The organism is Bradyrhizobium sp. MI1.10, assembly GCF_055811035.1.
The window spans coordinates 26,192-48,129 of record NZ_JBVVPN010000027.1 but is presented as its reverse complement, the minus strand read 5'-3'; the positions used below and the strand labels follow the sequence as shown (position 1 = coordinate 48,129).

Below are 21,938 nucleotides of genomic sequence, written 5' to 3'. Positions count from 1 at the left end.
CCGCCCCCCCCCCCCCCCCCCCCCCCCCCCCCCCCCCCCCCCCCCCCCCGCCCCGCGCGCCCCCCCCCCCGCCCCCCCCCCCCCCCCCCCCCCACGGCCCGAGCAGCGACTTGCGGTCGAGCTGTTCATGGTCGAGCGCGGCAGCGTCTGAACGCGCGGATCAAGCGACGCTCTTGAGATCCTGCTGGATCGCGGCAAGCAAGGACTGCAGCGCGTCGCTGTTCACCGGTTTGGCCCCGGTGTTGGCGGGCTGAACAATGGCAGGCCGCGCGGCTTTGACCGGGCGCTTGGGGAATGGCGGCGTGGGTGTGGGCATCGCAGATAGCGCGAACACGTCCTCGGTATGGACGAACTTGCCATGAATCACGTCGTCGCGACGGCCCATGACAAACATCGTCGCCCAATAACCGGCGGCCACAAGGATTACGCAGAAAACAACAAGCTCTAACATCATCGCACCTGAAATATGCGCAATGATTCAATGCCTTCGCGAGCCCGTCAATGAACCGACGGTCACACCCGCGGCTTTTGCGGGCGGGTGTGGCCGATCGGTCACTGTTTGTTAACCATACCCGGCCCCCGAGGGGGGCCGAGGCGGCCGATCAAGCTTTGTCCGGCCCGACCCGCACCAGCTGCTTGCCGAAATTGGCCCCCTTCAGAAGGCCCATGAAGGCCTCAGGCGCGCTCTCCAGGCCCTCGGTGACGAACTCCTTGTACTTGACCTTGCCCTCGCGGACCCAGCCGGACATGTCGCGCAGGAAGTCGCCATGGCGGGAGGCGAAGTCGGAGACGATGAAGCCGCGGAAGGTCAGCCGCTTGGTCAGCGTCGCGCGCATCATGCTGGCGGCCCATTTCGGCGGCTTCGCTTCAGTGTCGTTGTAGTGGGCGATGAGGCCGCAGACGGGTACGCGCGCAAACGCATTGAGCAGCGGGAAGACCGCCTCGAACACGGCGCCGCCGACATTCTCGAAATAGACGTCGATGCCTTTCGGGCAGGCGTCCTTCAGCTTCGCCGCGAGATCGGGATCGCGGTGATCGATGCAGGCGTCGAAGCCGAGCTCCTTCACGACGAAATCACATTTGTCCTTGCCGCCGGCGATTCCAACCGCGCGTGCGCCCTTGATCTTCGCGATCTGTCCCACGGCCGAACCGACCGCACCGGAGGCACCGGCGACGACGACGGTCTCGCCCGCTTGCGGCTTGCCGATATCGAGCAGGCCCGTGTAGGCGGTCATGCCGGGCATGCCCAGCACGCCGACGGCCGTCGAGATCGGCGCGAGCTTCGGGTCGATCTTGTTCAGCCCCTTGCCGTCGGAGATCGCGTGCGTCTGCCAGCCCGCGCGCGAGAGTACGATGTCGCCCTTGGCGAAGTTCGGATTGTTGGAGGCTGCGACCTCGCAGACCGTACCGGCTTCCATCACGCCGCCGACCGGCACCGGGGTCGCGTAGGACGGACCGTCGCTCATGCGCCCGCGCATATAGGGATCGAGCGAGAGCCAGATCGTGCGCAGCAGGACTTCGCCTGCGGCGGGCGTCGGTACAGCGAATTCCTCGATGCGGAAATCGGACGGCTTTGGCTCGCCGACGGGACGCGCCGCGAGAACGATGCGTTTGCCTTGGGACATGTTGGCTTCCTCCTGATTATGCTTCGGCGCGAACGGAAGCGGAGGGAGCGGAGCACGTCAATACAAAAGCGACGGAGCGTAGTTGCAGGATAGCGCCGCAAATGGAGTTTGGTACACACCAACCGCGCCCTCGCTGTCATCGCCCGACTTGATCGGGCGATCCAGTATTCCAGAGGCGGTCGTGGTTGAGCCGAGAGGCCGCGGCGTACTGGATGCCCCGGTCAAGCCGGGGCATGACAGCGGAATGTGGAGCGCCTAACCCCCGCCCGGATAGTTCGGCGCCTCGCGCGTAATGGTGACGTCGTGGACGTGGCTCTCGCGCAGGCCCGCGCCGGTGATACGCACGAACTGCGCCTTCTTGTGCAAGTCCTGGAGCGTGCCTGCACCGACATAGCCCATCGCGGCGCGCAGGCCGCCGGCGAGCTGGTGCATGACGTTGCCGACCGGGCCCTTGTAAGGCACCTGGCCTTCTATGCCTTCGGGCACGAGCTTGAGCGTGTCCTTGATGTCCTGCTGGAAGTAGCGGTCGGCCGAGCCGCGCGCCATCGCGCCGACCGAACCCATGCCGCGATAGGCCTTATAGGAGCGGCCCTGCCACAAGAACACCTCACCGGGCGTCTCATCGGTGCCGGCGAGCAACGAGCCGACCATCGCGATGTCGGCACCGGCAGCAAGCGCCTTGGCAAGGTCGCCGGAGAACTTGATGCCGCCGTCGGCGATCACGGGGATGTCGGACTTCTTCGCCGCTTCCACCGCATCCATGATCGCGGTGAGCTGGGGCACACCGACGCCGGCGACGATGCGCGTGGTGCAGATCGAGCCCGGGCCGATGCCGACCTTGATGCAGTCCGCGCCAGCATCGATCAGCGCCTGCGCACCCTCCGAGGTCGCGACGTTGCCGGCAACGACCTGCACGGAATTGGACAGGCGCTTGATGCGGTTGACCGCATGGAGCACGTGACGGGAATGACCGTGCGCGGTGTCGACCACGACGAGATCGACGCCCGCATCGATCAGCCGCTCGGTGCGCTCGAAGCCGCTATCACCGACCGTGGTGGCGGCGGCGACGCGCAGGCGGCCCTGCGCGTCCTTGCAGGCCAGCGGATGGGCGACCGCCTTCTCCATGTCCTTCACGGTGACTAGACCGACGCAGCGATACTGCTCGTCGACCACGAGCAGCTTCTCGATGCGGTGCTGATGCAGCATCCGCCGTGCCTCGTCCTGGCTGACATTCTCGCGCACCGTGACGAGACCTTCATGCGTCATCAGCTCGGAGATTTTTTGCTGGCGGTCGGTGGCGAAGCGGACGTCGCGGTTGGTGAGGATGCCGACCAGCTTGCCCGGCGTGGACTTGCCGGCACCGGTGACGACGGGAATGCCGGAGATACCGTGATCGCTCATCAGCTTGAGCGCGTCGTCCAGCGTGGCGTCGGGGCTGATGGTGAGCGGGTTCACCACCATGCCCGACTCGTAGCGCTTGACCTGTCGCACCTGGGCGGCCTGCCCTTCGGGATCGAAATTGCGGTGGATGACGCCGATGCCGCCGGCCTGCGCCATGGCGATCGCCATGCGGGCTTCGGTGACCGTGTCCATGGCGGAGGCCATGATCGGGATGTTGAGCGGAATGGCGCGGGTGACGCGAGAGCGGATGTCGACCTCGCCCGGCATGACGTCCGACAGGCCCGGCTTCAGCAGCACGTCGTCGAACGTGAGGGCTTCGCGAATGCCTTGTTGCACGGTGGCCATGTGCCAACTCCTTCCGCGGCCCTGCCGCAAATAGCTATGGATGAGCGCCGCCCTCGGCGTACCTTGCGGCAACGCCGGAGAATCGGAGCCCATCGGTGGGGTTGACGCGGGTCGATAGCACGGGTGGACGACGAATCAAAGCAAATCGGACCGCCGGCCAGCCATGCACAGGCTTTTTAGGCAAATTCAGCGGGGGATAGCCTCGCGGCGCCTCGTACTGGCGAACGGCGTCCCCGTGCCGGCCGATCATCACGGTCTCCGGCGCGGGCGCACTCACCTCGGGTCACGCAGGATTTAGGTGCTATGCGTCGATCCGCAATGGTCGCGGCCCAATGCCGGTGATAAGCCGCAATTCTCGCCCTTCCTTCCGATTTCCATTACCAATCCGTTATGGTCGACAAGCAACGCGTCATTCCGCTGATCGTGGCCACTGCTCTCTTCATGGAGAACATGGACTCGACGGTGATCGCCACGTCGCTGCCCGCGATCGCAGCCGACATCGGCACCAGCCCATTGACGCTCAAGCTCGCGATCACCTCCTATCTGCTGTCGCTTGCGGTGTTCATCCCGGCGAGCGGCTGGACCGCCGACCGGTTCGGCGCGCGCATGGTGTTTGCGATTGCCGTCGGCGTGTTCATGGTCGGCTCGGTCGGCTGCGCGCTCTCGACATCGGTCACCGATTTCGTGTTCGCGCGCATCCTGCAAGGCATGGGCGGGGCGATGATGACGCCGGTCGGGCGCCTCGTGCTGTTGCGGTCGGTCGACAAGAGCGCGCTGGTCAATGCCATGGCGTGGGTGACGGTTCCTGCCCTGATCGGCCCCGTGATCGGGCCGCCGCTCGGCGGCTTCATCACGACCTATGCGTCCTGGCACTGGATCTTCCTGATCAACATCCCGATCGGGTTGCTCGGCATCTTCATGGCCTTGCGCTTCATCGATCCCATCAAAAGCGAGGAACGAGAGCCGTTCGACCTCTACGGCATGGTGCTCGCGGGCCTCGGGCTCGCCGGCATCGCCTTCGGGCTGTCGGTTGCCGGACTCAATCTGCTGCCATGGAGCACGGTTGCCGCCCTGGTCGTCGGCGGATCAATCTCGATGACACTGTATGTCCTTCACGCGCGGCGAACGGGGTCGCCGGTGCTGGACTTCACGCTGCTGAGGCTGCCGACGCTACGCGCCGCCGTTCTCGGCGGATTCATGTTCCGGCTCGGCATCGGCGCGCTGCCGTTCCTGTTGCCGCTGCTGATGCAGATCGGCTTCGGCCTCTCGCCGTTCAAGTCCGGCCTCGTCACGTTTGGCTCCTCGCTCGGCGCCATGGGCATGAAGGCGCTGGCCGCACGCATCATCCGCGCCTTCGGCTTCCGCAACCTGATGACGGTGAACGCGATCATCAGTGCCGTCTTTCTCGCCGCCTGCGCCCTCTTCACCGTGACGACGCCGCTGCTGATCATCATGATCATCCTGGTGGTCGGCGGCTTCTTCCGTTCGCTCGAGTTCACCGCGATCAACACGGTTGCCTATGCCGAGGTCGAGCAGGCGCAGATGAGCCGCGCCACCACGCTCGTCAGCGTCAACCAGCAGCTCGCGGTCTCGGCCGGCGTCGCCGTCGGCGCCGCGTCCGTGGAGACGACGATGTGGCTCAGCCACGTCAGCGAGCTCAACGCCACCGTGTTCGCGCCGGCCTTCGTCGTGGTCGCGCTCACCTCGGCGGCATCGAGCTGGTTCTTCTGGCAGATGCCCGCCGATGCCGGCCACGAAGTCTCCGGCCGCAAGGCCGTGGAGATCGCGAGCCGCAAGGGTGCCGGCAAGGGCGCGGCCAAGGCGGCCGTCAAGGCCGCGACCGAGGATACCCAGGACGTGCGGGATCAGCGGCTGGGGTAGCCTATCTCGTCATTGCGAGCGAAGCGAAGCAATCCAGAATCCCTCCGCGGAGACAGTCTAGATTGCTTCGTCGCAAGAGCTCCTCGCAATGACGGAGTTTGTTGCTATTCCGTCGCCCCGCCGCGAAATCCCGTCGCCAGCACGTAGCGCTCCGAGGAATCTGCACGGCTTGCGGCCGGCTTGACGTGACGCACTGTTGCGAAATCGCGCTTGAGCTGGGCGAGCAGCTCGGCGTCGGCGCCGCTCTGGAACGCCTTCGCCAGGAAGGTCCCGCCCGGCTTCAGCACATCGCAGGCGAACGCGGCGGCGGTCTCGATCAGGCCGACGATGCGAAGCTGGTCGGTCTTGCGGTGGCCGGTGGTGTTGGCGGCCATGTCGGACATCACGATGTCGGCGCCGCCGTCGAGCATGGCCTTGAGCTTGTCCGGCGCGTCATTGTCCATGAAGTCGAGCTGCGCGAACTCGACGCCGGCGATTTCGGGGATTTCCAGCAGGTCGATTGCGATGACCTTGCCCTTGCCGTCGACCGAGCCGACGCGCTTGGCGGCGATCTGGCTCCAGCCACCCGGCGCCGCACCGAGATCGACCACCGCCATGCCGTGCTTGAGTAGCCGGTATTTGTCGTCGATCTCCAGCAGCTTGAAAGCGGCGCGCGAGCGATAACCCAGCGCCTTCGCCTTCACCACATAGGGATCGTTGAGCTGCCGCTCCAGCCAGAGCTTCGACGACAATTTTCGCTTGCCGTGGGTCTTGACCTGAACGTGCAAGCGGCCGGTGGTGTCCTTGGCCATCTCACCAGCTCCTGAGCGCGCCGTCTTCGCGCATCATCTCGACCAGCATGCCTTCGCGGAGGCCCCGGTCGGCGACGCGCAGGCGCGGCAGCGGAAAGGCGCGGCGGATCGCGTCGAGGATGGCGCAGCCGGCCAGCACGAGATCGGCGCGCTCGATACTGATGCAGCTGTTGGCGGCGCGCTCCTCGTAGCTCATGCCGAGCAGCTTGTTGATAGTCGCGGTGACGTCGGTATCGTTCATCCAGACGCTATCGATGCGGCGGCGGTCGTAGCGCGCGAGGTTGAGATGGATGCCGGCGAGCGTCGTCACAGTGCCTGACGTGCCGAGCAGATGCATGTCGGCGAGATCGCCGCCATGCTGTTCGGCGAACGGCCTGATGTGATGGGCGACCTCGCGCTCCATCGCGGCGTAGATCTCCGACGTCACGTCGCGCCCGCCGAATTGCTCGGCAAGCGTGACCACTCCGAATGGAATGGACATCCAGGCTTTGATGCGCGGCTCCGGATTTGCGGCGTCACGCTCGATCCGTACCAGCTCGGTCGAGCCGCCGCCGATGTCGAACAGGATTGCGCCGCGCCCCCTGGGATCGACCAGCGGCGAGCAGCCGAGCACGGCGAGCGCCGCCTCGGTCTCGCGGTCGATTACCTCGAGCTCGATTCCGGTCTCGGCAGCGACGCGGCTGCGAAAGCCTTCGGCGTTCGAGGCGGCGCGGCAGGCTTCGGTGGCGATCAGCCGCAACCGCCGCGCTTTGCGCAGGTTGATCTTGTCGCGGCAGATGCCGAGCGCCACGATGGCGCGCTCGATCGCGGCCTCGCTGATGCACCCCGTTGCCGCGACGCCCTCGCCGAGCCGGATGATGCGCGAGAAGGAATCGACCACGCGGAAGCCGTCGTGGGTCGGACAGGCGATCAGGAGCCTGCAATTGTTGGTGCCGAGGTCGAGCGCCGCGTAGACGCCGGTTCCCGGCGCTTGCGCGCCGACGGCCGGTTCAGTGGCGAACGCCGCCGCCATCGACCCCAGCTCACCGTGCGGCGCAAGGCCGTCGCGGAGCCGCGTGTGGTCATTCATACAAACTGTCTTTCCGCGGCCGGTTAGGCCGAGCTGGAATTGCTTTTTCGCCTGAAACATTAGCAGCGCGCCAATCCTGCGCAACAACGCATCACATGGGACCATGCCCATTCGTGCGTTGTCGTGAACGGGCCGGTGGGTTATTTTTGAGGGGTCCGGTCCCCCAGGCGCCCCCCAAAACCGCGCAATTGCCGGCTTTTCAGGTCAATTCCATGCAAGAACACACCAAATCCTCCACGCTCGAAAACGCTATTGCACTGCAAAAATATGGTGTCGGGCAGCCGGTCCGCCGCAAGGAGGACGATACGCTGGTGCGCGGCAAGGGCCGCTACACCGACGATTTCAACCTGCCCGGCCAGGCCTATGCCGTGATCGTCCGCTCGACCCATGCCCACGGCGTCATTCGCGGCATCAACGTCGACGCAGCCAGGGCGATACCGGGCGTGCTAGGGGTCTGGACCGGCAAAGACCTCGATGCGGCCGGCTACGGCCCCTTCACCTGCGGCCTGCCGCTGAAGAGCCGCGACGGCTCGCCCCTGCTCCAGACCAACCGCCAGCCGCTCGCAACCGACAAGGTCCGTTTCGTCGGCGATCCCGTCGCCTTCGTGGTGGCGGAGACGCTGGCCCAGGCGCGCGACGCGGCCGAGGCGGTCGAGCTCGACATCGAGCCGTTGCCGGCGGTGACCGATCCCGAGCAAGCCGCAAAACCCGGCGCGCCGCAGCTCTACGACCACATCCCGAACAATGTCGCGCTCGACTACCACTATGGCGACATCGAGAAGGTCAATGCGGCCTTCGCCGGCGCCGCTCACGTGACCAAGGTCGACATCGAAAACACCCGTGTCGCCGTGGTCTCGATGGAGCCGCGCGCCGGCCTTGCCTCCTACGACAAGAAGACCGAGCGTTACACCATCCAGATGCCGACGCAGGGCGTCGCCGGCAACCGCGCCAACCTCGCCAAGAACCTGAAGGTGCCGAACGAAAAGGTACGCATCCTCACCGCCAATGTCGGCGGGTCCTTCGGCATGAAGAACGTCAACTATCCCGAGTACATGTGCATCCTTTACGCGGCCAAGGAATTGGGGCGGCCGGTGAAATGGCTGGACGAACGCTCGACCAGCTTCTTGTCCGACAGCCACGGCCGTGCGCAGAAGATTCACGCCGAGCTCGCGCTGGACGCCGAGGGGCATTTCCTCGCCGCCAAGCTCTCGGGCTACGGCAATCTCGGAGCCTACATCACTGGCGTTGCTCCCAGTCCGCTCTCGCTCAACACCAGCAAGAACTTTTCCAGCGTTTATCGCACGCCGCTGATGGCCGTCGATATCAAGACGGTGCTGACCAACACCACGCTGATGGGCGCCTATCGCGGCGCCGGACGGCCCGAGGCCAACTACTACATGGAACGGTTGATCGACCGCGCCGCCGACGAGATGGGCATCAACCGCCTGACGATGCGCAAGCGCAACTTCATCAAGCAAAACCAGATGCCCTTCGCCGCGTCCTCCGGTGTCACCTATGACAGCGGCGACTTCCAGGCTGTCTTCAACAAGGCGCTCGAAATCTCCGACCACGAGAACTTTGCCAAGCGCAAGAAGGAGAGCAAGAAGGCCGGCAAGCTGCGTGGCATCGCTGTCGGTTCCTATCTGGAGGTGACCGCACCTCCCGGCGTCGAGCTCGGCAAGATCGTGTTCGATCCCGATGGCTCGGTGCAGCTCATCACCGGTACGCTCGATTACGGTCAGGGCCACGCCACGCCGTTCGCGCAGGTGCTGTGCGAGCAGCTCGGCGTCCCCTTCGACAGCGTCAAGCTGGTGCAGGGCGACAGCGACATCGTGCACACCGGCAATGGCACCGGCGGCTCGCGCTCGATCACCGCGACCGGCATGGCGATCGTGGGCGCCGCCAAGCTCGTGATCGAAAAGGGCAAGCGCGCCGCCGCGCACATGCTGGAGGCATCCGAAGCCGACATCGAATTCGAAGGCGGCAGTTTCACGATCGCCGGCACGGATCGCAGCATCGACATCATGGAGCTCGCCAAACGCCTGCATGACAGCAAGATGCCTGAGGGGGTGCCCGACAGCCTCGACGTCGATCACACCAGCGAACCGGTGCCGTCGGCCTTCCCGAACGGCTGCCATGTCGCCGAGGTCGAGATCGACCCCGAGACCGGCGTGGTGCAGATCGTGCGCTACAGCGCGGTCAACGATTTCGGAACGGTGATCAACCCGCTGCTGGTCGCGGGCCAGCTCCATGGCGGCGTGGTCCAGGGCATCGGCCAGGCGCTGATGGAGCACGTCCGCTACGACGAGAACGGCCAGCCGATCACGGGCTCGCTGATGGACTACGCACTGCCGCGCGCCGAGGACGTTCCGAACATGACGGTCGGCGACCACCCGGTGCCGGCCACGACCAATCCGCTCGGCAGCAAGGGCTGCGGCGAAGCCGGCTGCGCCGGCAGCCTGTCCACGGTCGTGAACGCGGTGATCGACGCGCTCTCCGACTACGGCATCAAGCACATCGATATGCCGCTGACGCCGGAGCGTGTGTGGCGCGCGATCCAGGATGCGAAGGGGAAAGCGGCGTAAAGCTGCCCTTCTGCCCTCCACACGCACACTGTGATCGCCCGGCTCGACCGGGCGATCACAGTACTCCGAGGCAGCAGTGATTCACGGAGAAGCCGCGGCGTACTGGATGCCCCGCCTTCGCGGGGCATGACACCGAGCTTGGAGCGGTGTACTTGCCTCTCGCCGCCCGCGCTCTACGCCGCCGCCTGCTCGCGCGGCTGGTAGATCGCGGTGTGCTGGCAGTGCGCCAGCGGCGTCGTGCCGTTGGCGACCACCAGCGCGTCGAGCTCGACGAAACGGTGACCCTTCTTCTCGTAATTCGCGGTGACTTTGGCCCGCGCGGTGATCTCATCACCGGCGCGTGCGGCCGACAGCAATTGCATGCGGCTGCCGACATGGATCCACGGGCCAAGGATCGTGTTGTCCACCAGCACGCGGTTCATGACGCGCTGGATCAGGCCGGGATGGCCGAGCCCCTCGCGCGCGAAGATCGGATCGGCCTCGCGGACATCAGCGAGATAGTCGGCGGCATCCTGCCCGGCCCAGCGGCGCGGCGTCGTACCGAGCCATTTGCCGGTCTCGAATGTTGCCGGGCTGACCGGCTTGCGCTCCGCGACTGCTGGGACTGCGACATAGTCGCTCAACGACACCGCAGTCGCAATCGCCGGCAGCGACGCCGTCCCCGTCGCGCAGAGCTCGGTGCGGCTGAACACCTCGATGGTGAGCAGGCCGTTGTGCTCGGTCGCATCGATTTCGGCGGTCTCGGCGTCATAGACCGGCTTGATGAAACGCGCCTCGATCAGCCCGCGCGACAGGAAATCGCGGCCCCAGCGCGCCATCGGCACATGCATCATGTAGGCGAAGACGTCGACGCCGGGGACCAGCCCACCGGAAAACCCGAAGCGGCGCGCCACATTGTCGTCATGCATCTTGTTTTCGGACTGTTTGGCCGTGTTGTAGGCCTCGACACGATAGGTCTCGAGCCGGTTCGGCATGGCTTGGCTTTCCCCAATTTCTTGTCGTTTCGGGCCGATCGTAGGCCCTGAGGAACCGGGGTCAATCCCCTCGCCTTTGCGGGCCGAATGGGCTACCACGCGGCTGCTGCGGAACCGCTTCGCAAGCCCCATCTACGGACAATGACGAACCCTCAAAACACCACCCGCATCTATGTCGACGCCGACGCCTGTCCGGTGAAGGACGAGATCTATCGCGTCGCCGGCAGACACGGCCTGCCCGTGAGCGTGGTCGCGGGCAATTTCATCCGCGTGCCCCAGGATCCGCTGATCGAGCGGGTCGCCGCGGGGTCGGGCATGGACGCAGCCGATGACTGGATCGCCGAACGCGCCGGGCCCGGCGATATCGTCATTACCTCGGATATTCCGCTCGCGAGCCGCTGCGTGAAGGCCGGCGCCGATGTGATTGCGTCCAACGGCAAGGCGTTCACCGAGGAGTCGATCGGGATGACGCTCGCGGTCCGCAACCTGATGACCGATCTGCGCTCGGCCGGCGAAGTCACCGGCGGCCCGAAGTCGTATTCACCGCGCGACCGCTCGACGTTTCTGTCGACGCTCGACCAGACCATCCGCCGCATTCAGCGCCGCCGCGCCGACCAGGCCGCAACAAGACAGGACTGAGACACCGCATGGCGCCACCGCTGATTCAACTGCGCGATATCAAGCTGACCTTCGGCGGCACGCCGCTCCTGGCGGGCGTCGAACTGTCGGTTTCGACCGGCGAGCGCGTCTGCCTGATCGGCCGCAACGGTTCCGGTAAATCGACGCTGCTCAAGATCGCCGCCGGCCTGGTCGAACCGGATGGCGGCAGCCGTTTCGTGCAGCCCGGCGCCACCATTCGCTACCTGCCGCAGGAGCCCGATTTTTCCGGTTTCTCCACCACGCTGGCCTATGTCGAGGCAGGCCTCAATGCCGGCGACGACCATTATCAGGCGCGCTATCTGGTCGAGCAGCTCGGTCTTAGCGGTGAAGAAGATCCGGCGCATGTCTCCGGCGGCGAAGCGCGCCGCGCTGCGCTGGCACGCGTACTGGCGCCCTCGCCCGATATCCTGCTGCTGGACGAGCCGACCAACCATCTGGATCTTCCGACCATCGAATGGCTGGAGAGCGAACTGGAGAGCCGCCGCTGCGCGCTGGTGATCATCAGCCATGATCGGCGCTTCCTGGGCAATCTCTCGCGCAGCACCGCCTGGCTCGACCGAGGCCAGATCCGGCAGATCGACCGCGGCTTCAGTGCTTTCGAGGCCTGGCGTGACGAGGTGCTCGCCGAGGAAGAGCGCGACCAGCACAAGCTCGACCGCAAGATCGTCAACGAGGAGCACTGGTTGCGGTACGGCGTCTCGGGCCGTCGCAAGCGCAACGTCAAGCGGCTGGGGAACCTGCACGCGCTGCGCGACCAGCGCCGCACCCATCGCGGCGCGACGGGCAACGCCAACCTCGCGGCTGCCGAAGCCGACAAATCCGGCAAGCTCGTCATCGAGGCCAAGAATATCAGCCGGTCCTATGGCGAGCGAAAGATCGTCGACGGCTTCTCGATCCGCGTCCAGCGCGGCGATCGCATCGGCATCGTCGGCCCGAACGGCGCCGGCAAGACCACGCTGATCGAGATGCTGACCGGCGGCAGCGCACCGGACAGCGGCAGCATACGGCTCGGTGCCAACATCGAGATGGCCACGCTCGACCAGCATCGGGAAAGTCTCGATCCGAAGACGACGCTGGCCGAGGCGCTGACCGGCGGCCGCGGCGACCATGTCATGGTCGGCGGCAAGCCGAAGCACGTCGTCAGCTACATGAAGGACTTCCTGTTCGCCCAGGAACAGATGCGCACGCCGCTGGAGGTGCTGTCGGGCGGTGAACGCGGCCGGCTGATGCTGGCGCGCGCCCTGGCGAAGCCCTCGAACCTCCTGGTGCTGGACGAGCCGACCAACGACCTCGACCTGGAGACCCTCGACGTTCTCGAGGAAATGCTTAGCGACTACGAGGGCACCGTGATTCTGATCAGCCACGATCGCGATTTTCTCGACCGCGTGGTGACGTCTGTGATCGTGCCCGAGGGCAACGGACGCTGGCTCGAATATGCCGGCGGCTATACCGACATGCTCGCCCAGCGCGGCGCTGACGTGAAGCGCGCGACAGCGAAGGCCGTCGAAGAGACGAGAGAGCAGCGAACCGTCGCGCCTTCCGGCGTCGCGAAGCGACGGTTGACCTTCAACGAGCAACACGCGCTGGAGACGTTGCCCAAGACCATCGCCAAGCTGCAGGCCGAGATCGCCAAGCAGCAGCGCTTCCTTGACGACCCCGATCTGTTCCGGAAAGATCGCAAGCGCTTCGATCAGGCCTCCGACGCTCTGACGAAGGCGCAAAAGGAACTGGCCGAGGCCGAGGACAAATGGCTGGAGCTCGAAGTGCGGCGCGAAGAGATTGAACAGGCCTAGCGTGCATTTCGCAAAAGTGGGCACCGCTTTTGCAAACGGGATGCGCGCCAACTCAGAGACTTCCATGACAACGACCCTTGCCGCCAAGATCGCCCGCGAATACGGCACCCCCTGCGCCGTCATCGACATGGACAAGGTCGAGCGCAACATCGCGCGGATCCAGAAGGCCTGCGACGACGCCGGAGTTGCCAACCGTCCCCACATCAAGACGCACAAGAACCCCACGATCGCGAGGATGCAGATCGCGGCCGGCGCGAAGGGCATCACCTGCCAGAAGCTCGGTGAAGCCGAGATCATGGTCAATGCCGGGATCGACGACATCCTGATCAGCTACAATTTGCTCGGCGAAGAAAAAATAGCGCGGTTAGGGGCGCTGCAGGCGAAGGCCAACATGACGGTCGCCGCGGACAATTCGACCGTCGTTGCCGGCCTGCCCAAGGCCGCTGCGGCCTCAGGCCGACCGCTGTCGGTTGTGGTCGAATGCGATACCGGCCGCAAGCGCGCCGGCGTCGAGACGCCCGCCGAGGCCATTGCCCTGGCGCAGGAGATTGCTGCATCCAAGGGACTGCAATTCGCCGGCTTCATGATGTATCCGACCGAGACAGGCTGGGCGGACGCGCAAAAATTCTATGACGAAGCTCTGGCTGGCGTGCGCGCGCATGGACTCGATGCAAAAATCGTCTCGACCGGCGGAACGCCGAACCTGAAAAATATCGGCAAGCTCAAGGGCGGCACCGAGCATCGCTTCGGCACCTATATCTACAACGACCGCATGCAGGTCGCGGCCGGCGTCGCCACCTGGGACGACTGCGCGCTGCACATCTATTCGACCGTGGTCAGCCGCGCCGCGCCTGAGCGCGGCATCCTCGACGCCGGCTCGAAGACTCTGACGACGGACACCGGCGGCCTCGACGGCCACGGCCTCATCCTGGAGCACCCCGAAGTCAAGATCGCACGCTTCGCCGAGGAGCACGGCTTCCTCGACCTCTCCCGCAGCAACACCCGCCCCAATGTCGGCGACGTCGTGCGGGTCGTACCCAATCATGTCTGCGTCGTCGTCAACATGATGGACGAAGTCGTGATGGTGCGCGGCGAGGAGATCATCGGCACGCTGCCGGTGGCGGCACGGGGGAAGCTGCGGTAGCTAGCCCCCGATCAGCGCCTGGAGTTCCCGGACCAGTCCATCGCGGAAGAGCTTGATCGGCCGCTCCAGCCGACCGGCGGGGGCGCGATGCACCACCCATGCGCGCACCGCGGGTTTGAAGTCGCGCGCAGCGACCGGCTTGAGCTTGTCGCGAAATGCGCTGCGTTTCAGGGCGATCGGGGTGACCAGCCCGACGCCGAGACCACGCGACACCAGCGACAGGCGAAGCTCACTATCCAGCGCCTCGACCGCGATGTTGAACGGCAGATGCGAGGCATCGAATTTTCGCTTCAGCGTATCGCGAAATCCACAGCCATCCTGGTTGATTACCCACGACAGTTGGGACAGCCGTTCCAGGTCGACGGTGCGCGGGATCTTCATCTCGCGTGCGACGACGAAGACGACGGGCTGCGCGCCGAGATCGTCGGCCGCGAGATCGGCGGGCGGCACTGCACCGTCGGGGAGACAAATCGCGGCCGCATCGAGCTCGTTGCGGCAGACGCGCTCGAGCTGGTTCGGCGACCAACCGGAGACCACCCGCACGGCCAGCGCGGGAAATTCGGCACGCACTGCATCGAGTGGTGCGGTCAAGCCCGCTTCGGAGAGAAACGGCGTCAGACCGAGCCTGAACTCGCCGCGGACCATTCCGTCGTTGGCCACGCCCGACTTGAGGTCGTCCAGCATCCTGAGCAGGCGCCTGCCCTGCTCGTAGGCTTCATGGCCCGCCGCCGTCGGCTTCAGGGGCTTCGAGAGCCGATCCAGAAGCTGCGCCCCCAGCATCTCCTCGAGATTCTGGATACGTCGGGTCACGCCAGGCTGGGTGAGATTGAGACGCGCCGAGGCTGCGACAATCGATCCGGTCTCGACGACGGCGACGAAAGCGACGAGGTCATGGGTATTCATAACAAACCCGCATATTCTTTATCGGCTTATTTGAATTGTAGCATATTGCTCGGTCCGCTTAAAGGGTCCCGCGCCACAGCTGCGAGGTCCCATGACTATCTCCGAAACCACCAGGCCCGCGCCCCGAAACCAGCTCGCCGAGCGGCCGCTGATCTGGCTCGGCGCGATCACCGCCGGTGTCGTCGTCACCAATCTGTTCGCGCCGCAGATCCTGCTCGGCCTGATCGGCCGGTCAATGTCCATGCCCGCGTGGCAGGCGGGCCTGATCAGCACGCTGACCTTGCTCGGCTACGCACTCGGCCTGCTGCTGCTCGTGCCTCTGGTCGATCTGGTCGAGAACCGGCTTGTCATCCTCCGCACGCTTGGCTGCGCGATCCTCGCCGCCGTGGCGACGGCGCTCGCGCCGACGCCCGCGCTCCTGCTGCTCGCCACCTTCATCCTCGGCGCCTGCTGCGCGGCGATCCAGATGATAGTTCCGCTTGTCGCATCGATGGTGGCGCCGGATCGCCGCGGCCAGGCCATCGGCGAGGTGATGGGCGGATTGATGATCGGCATCCTGTTGTCGCGACCTGCGGCGAGCCTGATCGCCGATCTCTGGAGCTGGCGCGCCTACTATGTCGTCTCGGCCATTCTGATGACCCTGCTTGCCTGCGCGCTCGCCCGCTACCTTCCAACCCTTCAACCGACGGGACGCGCGAGCTACGCCGACTTGCTCCTGTCCTTTCCAAGACTGCTCCGCGAAGAGCCCGTGCTCCGCGTGCGGGCCTGGACCGCATCGCTGGTCATGGCTTCCTTCACGGCGTTCTGGTCGGCGGTCGCGCTGCGGCTGCCGGAGGCGCCGTTCGACCTCGACGCCAGGGGAGTTGCCGCCTTCGCACTGATCGGCGTGGCGGGCGCCGCGGCGACACCGATGGCCGGCCGCTGGGGCGACAGGGGCCGGGCGCGGCCGATGTTCTTTGCCGCCCATCTGCTCATCATCGGGTCGCTTGCGCTCTGTGCCTGGGCGAGCGTGCTTGAATCCCAGATCACCGGTCTGCTGGTCCTGAGCCTCGGCACGATCCTGCTCGACGTCGGCATCACCACCGACCAGACGTTGGGCCGTCGCGCCATCAACCTGTTGCGCCCCGAGGCCCGCGGTCGCATGAACGGCCTGTTCGTCGCGCTGTTCTTCATTGGCGGTGGCGTCGGCGCGGCGGCGGCATCGCTGGCCTGGAGTTTTGGCGGCTGGACGATGGTCTGCGCAGTGGCGGCAAGCTTCGGCGTGCTCGGCCTCCTCACGGATCTCGCAACCCGGACCGGAACGTCATGACGGGATGGTCAGGGCGACAATTGGGCGAGCCGTCGCAACACACCCCTACCCGCCGCAGCCCCCGTCGCGAACGAGGCCTGGAGCAAATAGCCACCCGTCGGCGCCTCCCAGTCCAGCATCTCTCCGGCCGCGAACACGCCCGGCAGCTTGCGGATCATGAATTCCGAGTCGAGTTCATCGAAGGAAATCCCGCCGGCGCTGGAGATCGCGCGCGCGATTGGCGCGACGCCCGTGAGCTTGACCGGCACGGCGTTGATGAGCTCCACCAATCGCTCAGCCGACATCGCCGACAACGACTGGCCGGCACTGATGGCAGCTTCCTGCAACAGCCCGACCGCGACCGGAGACAGCTGTGCAGCCTTGCGCAGGAAATTGGAGAACGATTGCTTGCCGCGCGCGGCGGATAGGCGCTGGACGAGTTCGCCATGATGGACATCCGGCCGCAACGCGACGTGCAGGACCGCTTCGCCGTTCGCCGCAATCGCCTCGCGCAGTTCGGCCGACAACGCATAGATCGCCCCGCCTTCGATCCCGCCGGTTGTGATCATGGCCTCGCCGCGCGCGCGCTGTGGGCCGAAGGACAGCGCGATGGCCTTGAGCGGTTGGCCTTCGAAGCGCGTGCTGAAGATTTCGGACCAGGCGACGGTGAAGCCGCAGTTCGCCGGCCGCAGCGGCGAGATCGCAACGCCTTTGTCGGCGAGGATCGTCGTCCAGCCGCCATCGGAGCCTAGTCGCGGCCAGCTTGCGCCGCCGAGTGCCAGCACCGTGGCATCCGCGGCGATGGCGGCGCCGCCGCCGGGTGTGTCAAAGACCAGTTGTCCGTCTCTATCCCACCCCATCCAGCGCTGGCGAAAGGCAAAGCGGACGCCGGCCGCATCGAGGCGTCGCAGCCAGGCGCGCAGCAAGGGCGACGCCTTGAACGCTTTCGGAAACACACGCCCGCTGGAGCCGACAAAAGTCGGCTCGCCCAGCGCCTCGCTCCACGCGCGCAGCGCGTCCGGCGGAAACGCGTCGATCGCAGCCTGCAACCTCTGCGCCGCCTCGCGGTAGCGCGTGATGAACTGCGGCAGCGGTTCGCTGTGGGTGAGATTGAGCCCGCCGCGGCCGGCCATCAGGAATTTCCGGCCAGCGGACGGCATCGAATCGTAGACGGTGACGCGAGCACCACCCTGCACGAGCACTTCGGCCGCTATCAGCCCGGCAGGGCCGGCGCCGATGACGGCGACGGCTGTCAGAGTTTTACCCCGGCACGCGCAGCGGCTTGCGCCACATATTTCTGCGTCTGCTCGAAAGCCCCCTGCAGCGCCTTCGCCTTCGACATGTCGCTGATCTCGGCGAAATGCGCCGCGACCGCGTCCGGGGTCCACTCGGATTCCGGCAGGTTGATGCCTTCGCTCTCGACGATCTTGATTACCGCGAACGAGCCGGCGCCGGCGCCCATGATGGTGCGGGTCGGCGCGTCCTCGCTCAGCATGTACTCGACCGCGGGCGTGATCGCGTTCGGCTTCATCAACTGCAGCGCCTGCGGCGGCAGCAGCTCTTCCGTCATGCGGGTTGCCGCCGTCGGCGAGATGATGTTGACACGGATGTCGGTCTTGCGGCCCTCTTCCGCCAGCACGTTCATCAGGCCGACCATGCCGGACTTGGCCGCACCGTAATTGGCCTGGCCGAAATTGCCGTAGAGGCCGGAGGACGACGTCGTCAGGACGATGCGGCCATAGTTGCGATCGCGCATGCCGGCCCAGGCCGCCTTGCAGCAATAAAAGGTCCCGACGAGGTGCACGTCGAGCACCTTCTGGAAATCGGCCGCTTCCATCTTGCCGAACGACTTGTCGCGCAAAATGCCGGCATTGGCACACAAGAGGTCGACGCTGCCCCATTCCTTGGTGGCGCGCTCAACCATCGCCGTGACCTGCTCGAAATTGGAGACGTCGGCGCCGTCGGCCATGGCGATGCCGCCCGCTTTACGGATCTCCTCGACCACGGCTTCCGCCGGCGACAGCGAACCGCCGCTGCCGTCGCGCGCGCCGCCGAAATCGTTGACCACGACCTTGGCGCCGCGGCTTGCCAATCCCAGCGCATGCGCGCGCCCCAGACCATTGCCCGCGCCGGTGACGATGGCGACGCGTCCGTCGAACCTGATTGCCATGAGTGCAGTTCCTGCTTCTTCTTCCTTCTCCCCTTGTGGGAGAAGGTGGCGCGAAGCGCCGGATGAGGGGTCTCTCGCAACGGATGTGCTCGCGGAGAGAGACCCCTCACCCGCCTCGCGTTCCGCGAGGCACCCTCTCCCACAAGGGGAGAGGGTTCGAGCGCACCGATTTGGACAGCTTTTGAGCAGCGATGGGTTGCCGGGTCAAGCCCGGCAGCGTCAGGCGAAATAGATCAACCCGAGCCAGTCCGCGACCAGCGCGGGCTTGTCCTCGCCTTCGATTTCCACGGTGACGTTGGTGCGCGACTGCAATTCATTCGGCTTGCGCAGCTTGGCTTCCGCCAGCACGAAACGGCCGCGAACGCGTTTTCCTGAACGCACCGGCGAGATGAAACGCAGCTTGTCGAAACCGTAGTTGACGCCCATCGTGGTGCCCGCGATGACGGGCATCACCTCGTAGGACATGATCGACAGCAGCGACATCGTCAGGAAACCGTGCGCAATGGTGGTGCCGAACGCCGTCTCCTTCTTCGCACGCTCCGGGTCGACGTGAATGAACTGATGATCCTCGATCACGTCGGCATAGGTGTCGATGCGTGGCTGATCGACCAGGTGCCATGACGACACGCCGATCTCCTTGCCGACCATGGCTTGGTAGGCCTGAAGCGTAATCGGCGGCTTCTTCCAGACTTCGTTCACTTAGGTCTCACTCCGTGTTTTCGGCAGCTCCGGAAAATCCTCTTCGCGGAATTCCCGGCCGCGCAGGGGATCGTTGCGATCGTCGTCACGCTCGAGACGTCTGAGCTGGACGCGGCGGATCTTACCCGAGATCGTCTTCGGCAGCTCCGTGACGATCTCGAGGCGGCGGATGCGCTTGAACGGCGCCAGGCGCGTGTGCAGATGCTTGAAGATGGAGAGCGCGGTGTCCGGCGAGCGCTCCGCGCCGGATGTCAGCAGCACAAAGGCCTTGGGAATCGCGAGCCGGATCGGATCCGGGCTCGGCACGACTGCGGCTTCCGCGACGAGCTCGTGCTCGAGCAACACGCTCTCAAGTTCGAACGGGCTGATGCGATAGTCGGAGGATTTGAACACGTCGTCGGACCGGCCGACGAAAGTGAGATAGCCGTCATCGTCCTCGAACACGACGTCGCCGCTGCGATAGAGCTCGCCTTCGGCGCCGGACAGCCCGCCGTTGTCGCCCTGATAGCCCTGCATCAGGCCGGCGGGACGGTTTTCGCCGAGCACCAGAGCCACCTCGCCCTCCTTGGCCGGATGACCATCGGCGTCGCTGACCTGCACGCGATAGCCCGGCAGCGGCCGGCCCATCGAGCCGATCTTGATCTTTTGCCCCGGCGAGTTGCCGGCGAGCGCCGTCGTTTCAGTCTGGCCGTAACCGTCGCGAATGGTGAGGCCCCAGGCGGCCTGCACCTGGTCGATCACCTCAGGATTGAGCGGCTCGCCGGCGCCGCAGACCTCGCGCAAGGCCACCTTGAACGACGCCAAGTTCTCCTGGATGAACAGCCGCCACACCGTCGGCGGCGCGCACAGCGTAGTGACGCCGCAGCGGCCGATGGTGGCAAGCAGCCCCTTGGCGTCGAAGCGCGGCTGATTGGCCACAAAGACGGTTGCGCCCGCGTTCCACGGCGCGAAGAAGCAGCTCCAGGCATGCTTGGCCCAGCCGGGTGAGGAGATGTTGAGATGGACGTCGCCGGGCTTCAACCCGATCCAATACATGGTCGAGAGATGGCCGACGGGATAACTGCGCTGGCTGTGCCGAACCAGTTTTGGCTTTGCCGTGGTGCCCGAGGTGAAATAGAGCAGCATCGGGTCGTCAGCGTTGGTCGGACCGTCCGCTGCAAAGCTCTCCGACGCCTCTGCCGCGTCATCATAGGAAAGCCAGCCATCGGAGGCCTCGCCTACGACGATGCGGACGATATTCTCGGCGCCAAGACTGGCAAACTTCGCAACCTGGTCCTGCGCTGCCACCACCGCCTTCGCCTTGCCGCGATCGAGCCGGTCGCGGAGCTCGTCGGCGGTGAGCAGCGTCGTTGCGGGAATCACGACGACGCCGAGCTTCATCGCGGCCAGCATCGTCTCCCACAGCGGAACGACATTGCCGAGCAGCAGCAGGAGATGATCGCCGCGCTTCAAGCCCTGTGCTCGGAGGAAATTCGCGACCTGGTTGGAGCGGCGTGACAACGCCCCGAACGAGAGCTTGGTCTGCCGGTCCTGCGCGGCATCGACGATCCAAAGCGCAGGACGATCCTTGCTGTCCGCATTCGCCGCCAGCTCGGCGTCGAACCAGTCGAGTGCCCAGTTGAAGGGGACCGGATCAGGCCAGCGGAAGTCCTTGACCGCTGTCTCATAGTCCGTGCGGTTGTGAAGCAGAAGCGCGCGCGCTTCCTGAAATGTCGTCATCAAGCTTTCCCGGCTAGACTCCTAACGTGCTCGATAATTCCGGAAAAATCCACCCCGCCGTGGCCGGCTGCGTCGAATGACTGATAGATCTCCTGCGCATGCTTGCCGAGCGGGGTTGCGGCGCCCGCGGCCTTCGCCGCGTCCTGCGCCAGCGTCAGATCCTTCACCATCAGCGCCGAGGCAAAGCCCGGCTTGTAGCCGTTGTTGGCGGGCGAGGTCGGCACTGGACCGGGCACCGGGCAATAGGTCGTCAGCGACCAGCACTGGCCCGACGAGGTCGAGGCCACATCGAACAGCGCCTGGTGCGAGAGCCCGAGCTTCTCGGCCAGCGCGAACGCCTCGCTCACGGCGATCATGGAAATGCCAAGGATCATGTTGTTGCAGATTTTTGCCGCCTGGCCTGCGCCGGCCCCGCCGCAATGCACGATCTTCTTGCCCATGTTCTCCAGCACGGGCTTTGCCGCTGCAAACGCGTTGTCCTCGCCGCCGCACATGAAGGTGAGCGTCGCACCCTTGGCGCCGCCGGTGCCGCCGGAGACCGGCGCGTCGACCGAAAGCACGCCGCTTTTGGCCGCCAGCGCATGCGCCTGGCGCGCGCTCTCGACGTCGATGGTGGAGGAGTCGATGACCAACGCGCCCTTGGTCATGACAGGAACGACCTCGCCCCACACGCCGAGCACATGCTTGCCGGCCGGCAGCATGGTGACGACCACATCGGCGCCCTTCACGGCGCCCGCCGCGCTGTCGGCGATGCCGGCACCGTCGGCCTTGGCCTGGTTCCGGGAGGCCTCGGCGAGGTCGAAAGCGACGACCTTGTGGCCGGCCTTGACCAGATTGGCGGCCATGGGCCCGCCCATGTTGCCGAGACCGATGAATGCGATCGTGGCCATC

General features: G+C 65.7%; 18 protein-coding genes. 6 read left to right on the top strand and 12 right to left on the bottom strand.

Translation table 11 applies throughout. The features are described 5' to 3' along the window. Nucleotides 1-160: 160 nt before the first annotated feature. The 3 genes from AC0L3K_RS26090 to guaB form a co-directional block, all read right to left on the bottom strand. Entirely contained in the window at nt 161-451 is a 291-nt protein-coding gene (locus tag AC0L3K_RS26090) for a hypothetical protein (protein ID WP_007592220.1), read from the bottom strand. A 151-nt stretch (nt 452-602) separates the two neighbouring features. Beyond that, nucleotides 603-1,625: an NADP-dependent oxidoreductase gene (locus AC0L3K_RS26085; RefSeq protein ID WP_219683304.1), complete on the bottom strand. Its 1,023-nt coding sequence runs from the start codon at nt 1,623-1,625 to the stop codon at nt 603-605. 255 nt (nt 1,626-1,880) lie between these two features. Then, nucleotides 1,881-3,371: an IMP dehydrogenase gene (guaB, locus tag AC0L3K_RS26080; RefSeq protein ID WP_007592224.1), complete on the bottom strand. Its 1,491-nt coding sequence runs from the start codon at nt 3,369-3,371 to the stop codon at nt 1,881-1,883. 390 nt (nt 3,372-3,761) lie between these two features. On the opposite strand from guaB, the gene AC0L3K_RS26075 reads away from it, so the two are divergent. Then, on the top strand, nt 3,762-5,252 hold the full coding sequence (locus AC0L3K_RS26075) for an MFS transporter (RefSeq protein WP_007592228.1): 1,491 nt from the start codon (nt 3,762-3,764) through the stop codon (nt 5,250-5,252). A gap of 104 nt (nt 5,253-5,356) precedes the next feature. Here the strand turns inward: AC0L3K_RS26075 and AC0L3K_RS26070 are convergent, their stop codons facing one another. Together AC0L3K_RS26070 and AC0L3K_RS26065 are read right to left on the bottom strand one after the other, a co-directional pair. Further along, on the bottom strand, nt 5,357-6,043 hold the full coding sequence (locus AC0L3K_RS26070) for an RlmE family RNA methyltransferase (RefSeq protein ID WP_007592230.1): 687 nt from the start codon (nt 6,041-6,043) through the stop codon (nt 5,357-5,359). Between the two features lies 1 nt (nt 6,044). Further along, nucleotides 6,045-7,112 (bottom strand): Ppx/GppA phosphatase family protein, encoded by a 1,068-nt coding sequence (locus AC0L3K_RS26065; protein ID WP_035994944.1) that lies wholly within the window; start codon nt 7,110-7,112, stop codon nt 6,045-6,047. Nucleotides 7,113-7,324: 212 nt separating this feature from the next. Here AC0L3K_RS26065 and AC0L3K_RS26060 point away from each other — a divergent pair, with 212 nt between their 5' ends. Next, nucleotides 7,325-9,697 carry a xanthine dehydrogenase family protein molybdopterin-binding subunit gene (locus AC0L3K_RS26060; RefSeq protein WP_473367144.1) on the top strand — a complete coding sequence of 791 codons (2,373 nt, stop codon included), beginning with the start codon at nt 7,325-7,327 and terminating at the stop codon, nt 9,695-9,697. A 173-nt stretch (nt 9,698-9,870) separates the two neighbouring features. Here AC0L3K_RS26060 and AC0L3K_RS26055 read toward each other — a convergent pair whose 3' ends face one another. Continuing rightward, on the bottom strand, nt 9,871-10,671 hold the full coding sequence (locus AC0L3K_RS26055; protein WP_007592236.1) for a hotdog family protein: 801 nt from the start codon (nt 10,669-10,671) through the stop codon (nt 9,871-9,873). A 141-nt stretch (nt 10,672-10,812) separates the two neighbouring features. Here AC0L3K_RS26055 and AC0L3K_RS26050 point away from each other — a divergent pair, with 141 nt between their 5' ends. The 3 genes from AC0L3K_RS26050 to AC0L3K_RS26040 all read left to right on the top strand — a co-directional run bounded on the left by AC0L3K_RS26050 (nt 10,813) and on the right by AC0L3K_RS26040 (nt 14,268). Continuing rightward, nucleotides 10,813-11,310 (top strand): YaiI/YqxD family protein, encoded by a 498-nt coding sequence (locus AC0L3K_RS26050; protein WP_007592237.1) that lies wholly within the window; start codon nt 10,813-10,815, stop codon nt 11,308-11,310. Between the two features lie 8 nt (nt 11,311-11,318). Continuing rightward, complete coding sequence (locus AC0L3K_RS26045; RefSeq protein WP_007592239.1) at nt 11,319-13,124, top strand: ABC-F family ATP-binding cassette domain-containing protein; 1,806 nt, start codon at nt 11,319-11,321, stop codon at nt 13,122-13,124. 64 nt (nt 13,125-13,188) lie between these two features. Beyond that, nucleotides 13,189-14,268 (top strand): alanine racemase, encoded by a 1,080-nt coding sequence (locus AC0L3K_RS26040; RefSeq protein ID WP_473367143.1) that lies wholly within the window; start codon nt 13,189-13,191, stop codon nt 14,266-14,268. Here AC0L3K_RS26040 and AC0L3K_RS26035 read toward each other — a convergent pair whose 3' ends face one another. Next, complete coding sequence (locus tag AC0L3K_RS26035; RefSeq protein WP_007592243.1) at nt 14,269-15,171, bottom strand: LysR family transcriptional regulator; 903 nt, start codon at nt 15,169-15,171, stop codon at nt 14,269-14,271. It lies immediately after the preceding gene. Between the two features lie 91 nt (nt 15,172-15,262). Between AC0L3K_RS26035 and AC0L3K_RS26030 the strand changes: the two genes are divergently transcribed. Next, nucleotides 15,263-16,480 carry an MFS transporter gene (locus AC0L3K_RS26030; protein ID WP_473367142.1) on the top strand — a complete coding sequence of 406 codons (1,218 nt, stop codon included), beginning with the start codon at nt 15,263-15,265 and terminating at the stop codon, nt 16,478-16,480. Nucleotides 16,481-16,488: 8 nt separating this feature from the next. Here AC0L3K_RS26030 and AC0L3K_RS26025 read toward each other — a convergent pair whose 3' ends face one another. From AC0L3K_RS26025 to mmsB, 5 genes are all read right to left on the bottom strand, one after another. Beyond that, a complete protein-coding gene (locus AC0L3K_RS26025) occupies nt 16,489-17,715 on the bottom strand; it encodes a BaiN/RdsA family NAD(P)/FAD-dependent oxidoreductase (protein ID WP_007592246.1) in 1,227 nt (408 codons plus the stop codon). Next, nucleotides 17,712-18,629 carry an SDR family NAD(P)-dependent oxidoreductase gene (locus AC0L3K_RS26020; RefSeq protein WP_007592248.1) on the bottom strand — a complete coding sequence of 306 codons (918 nt, stop codon included), beginning with the start codon at nt 18,627-18,629 and terminating at the stop codon, nt 17,712-17,714. Before AC0L3K_RS26020 ends, AC0L3K_RS26025 begins: the two co-directional genes overlap by 4 nt. 219 nt (nt 18,630-18,848) lie before the next feature. Next, nucleotides 18,849-19,328, bottom strand: coding sequence for a MaoC family dehydratase (locus tag AC0L3K_RS26015; RefSeq protein WP_027517414.1), 480 nt, complete (start codon nt 19,326-19,328; stop codon nt 18,849-18,851). Further along, a complete protein-coding gene (locus AC0L3K_RS26010) occupies nt 19,329-21,047 on the bottom strand; it encodes an AMP-binding protein (protein ID WP_007592255.1) in 1,719 nt (572 codons plus the stop codon). After that, nucleotides 21,047-21,937, bottom strand: a complete 891-nt coding sequence (gene mmsB, locus AC0L3K_RS26005; RefSeq protein WP_473367141.1) for a 3-hydroxyisobutyrate dehydrogenase — start codon at nt 21,935-21,937, stop codon at nt 21,047-21,049. Before mmsB ends, AC0L3K_RS26010 begins: the two co-directional genes overlap by 1 nt. Nucleotide 21,938 lies beyond the last annotated feature (1 nt).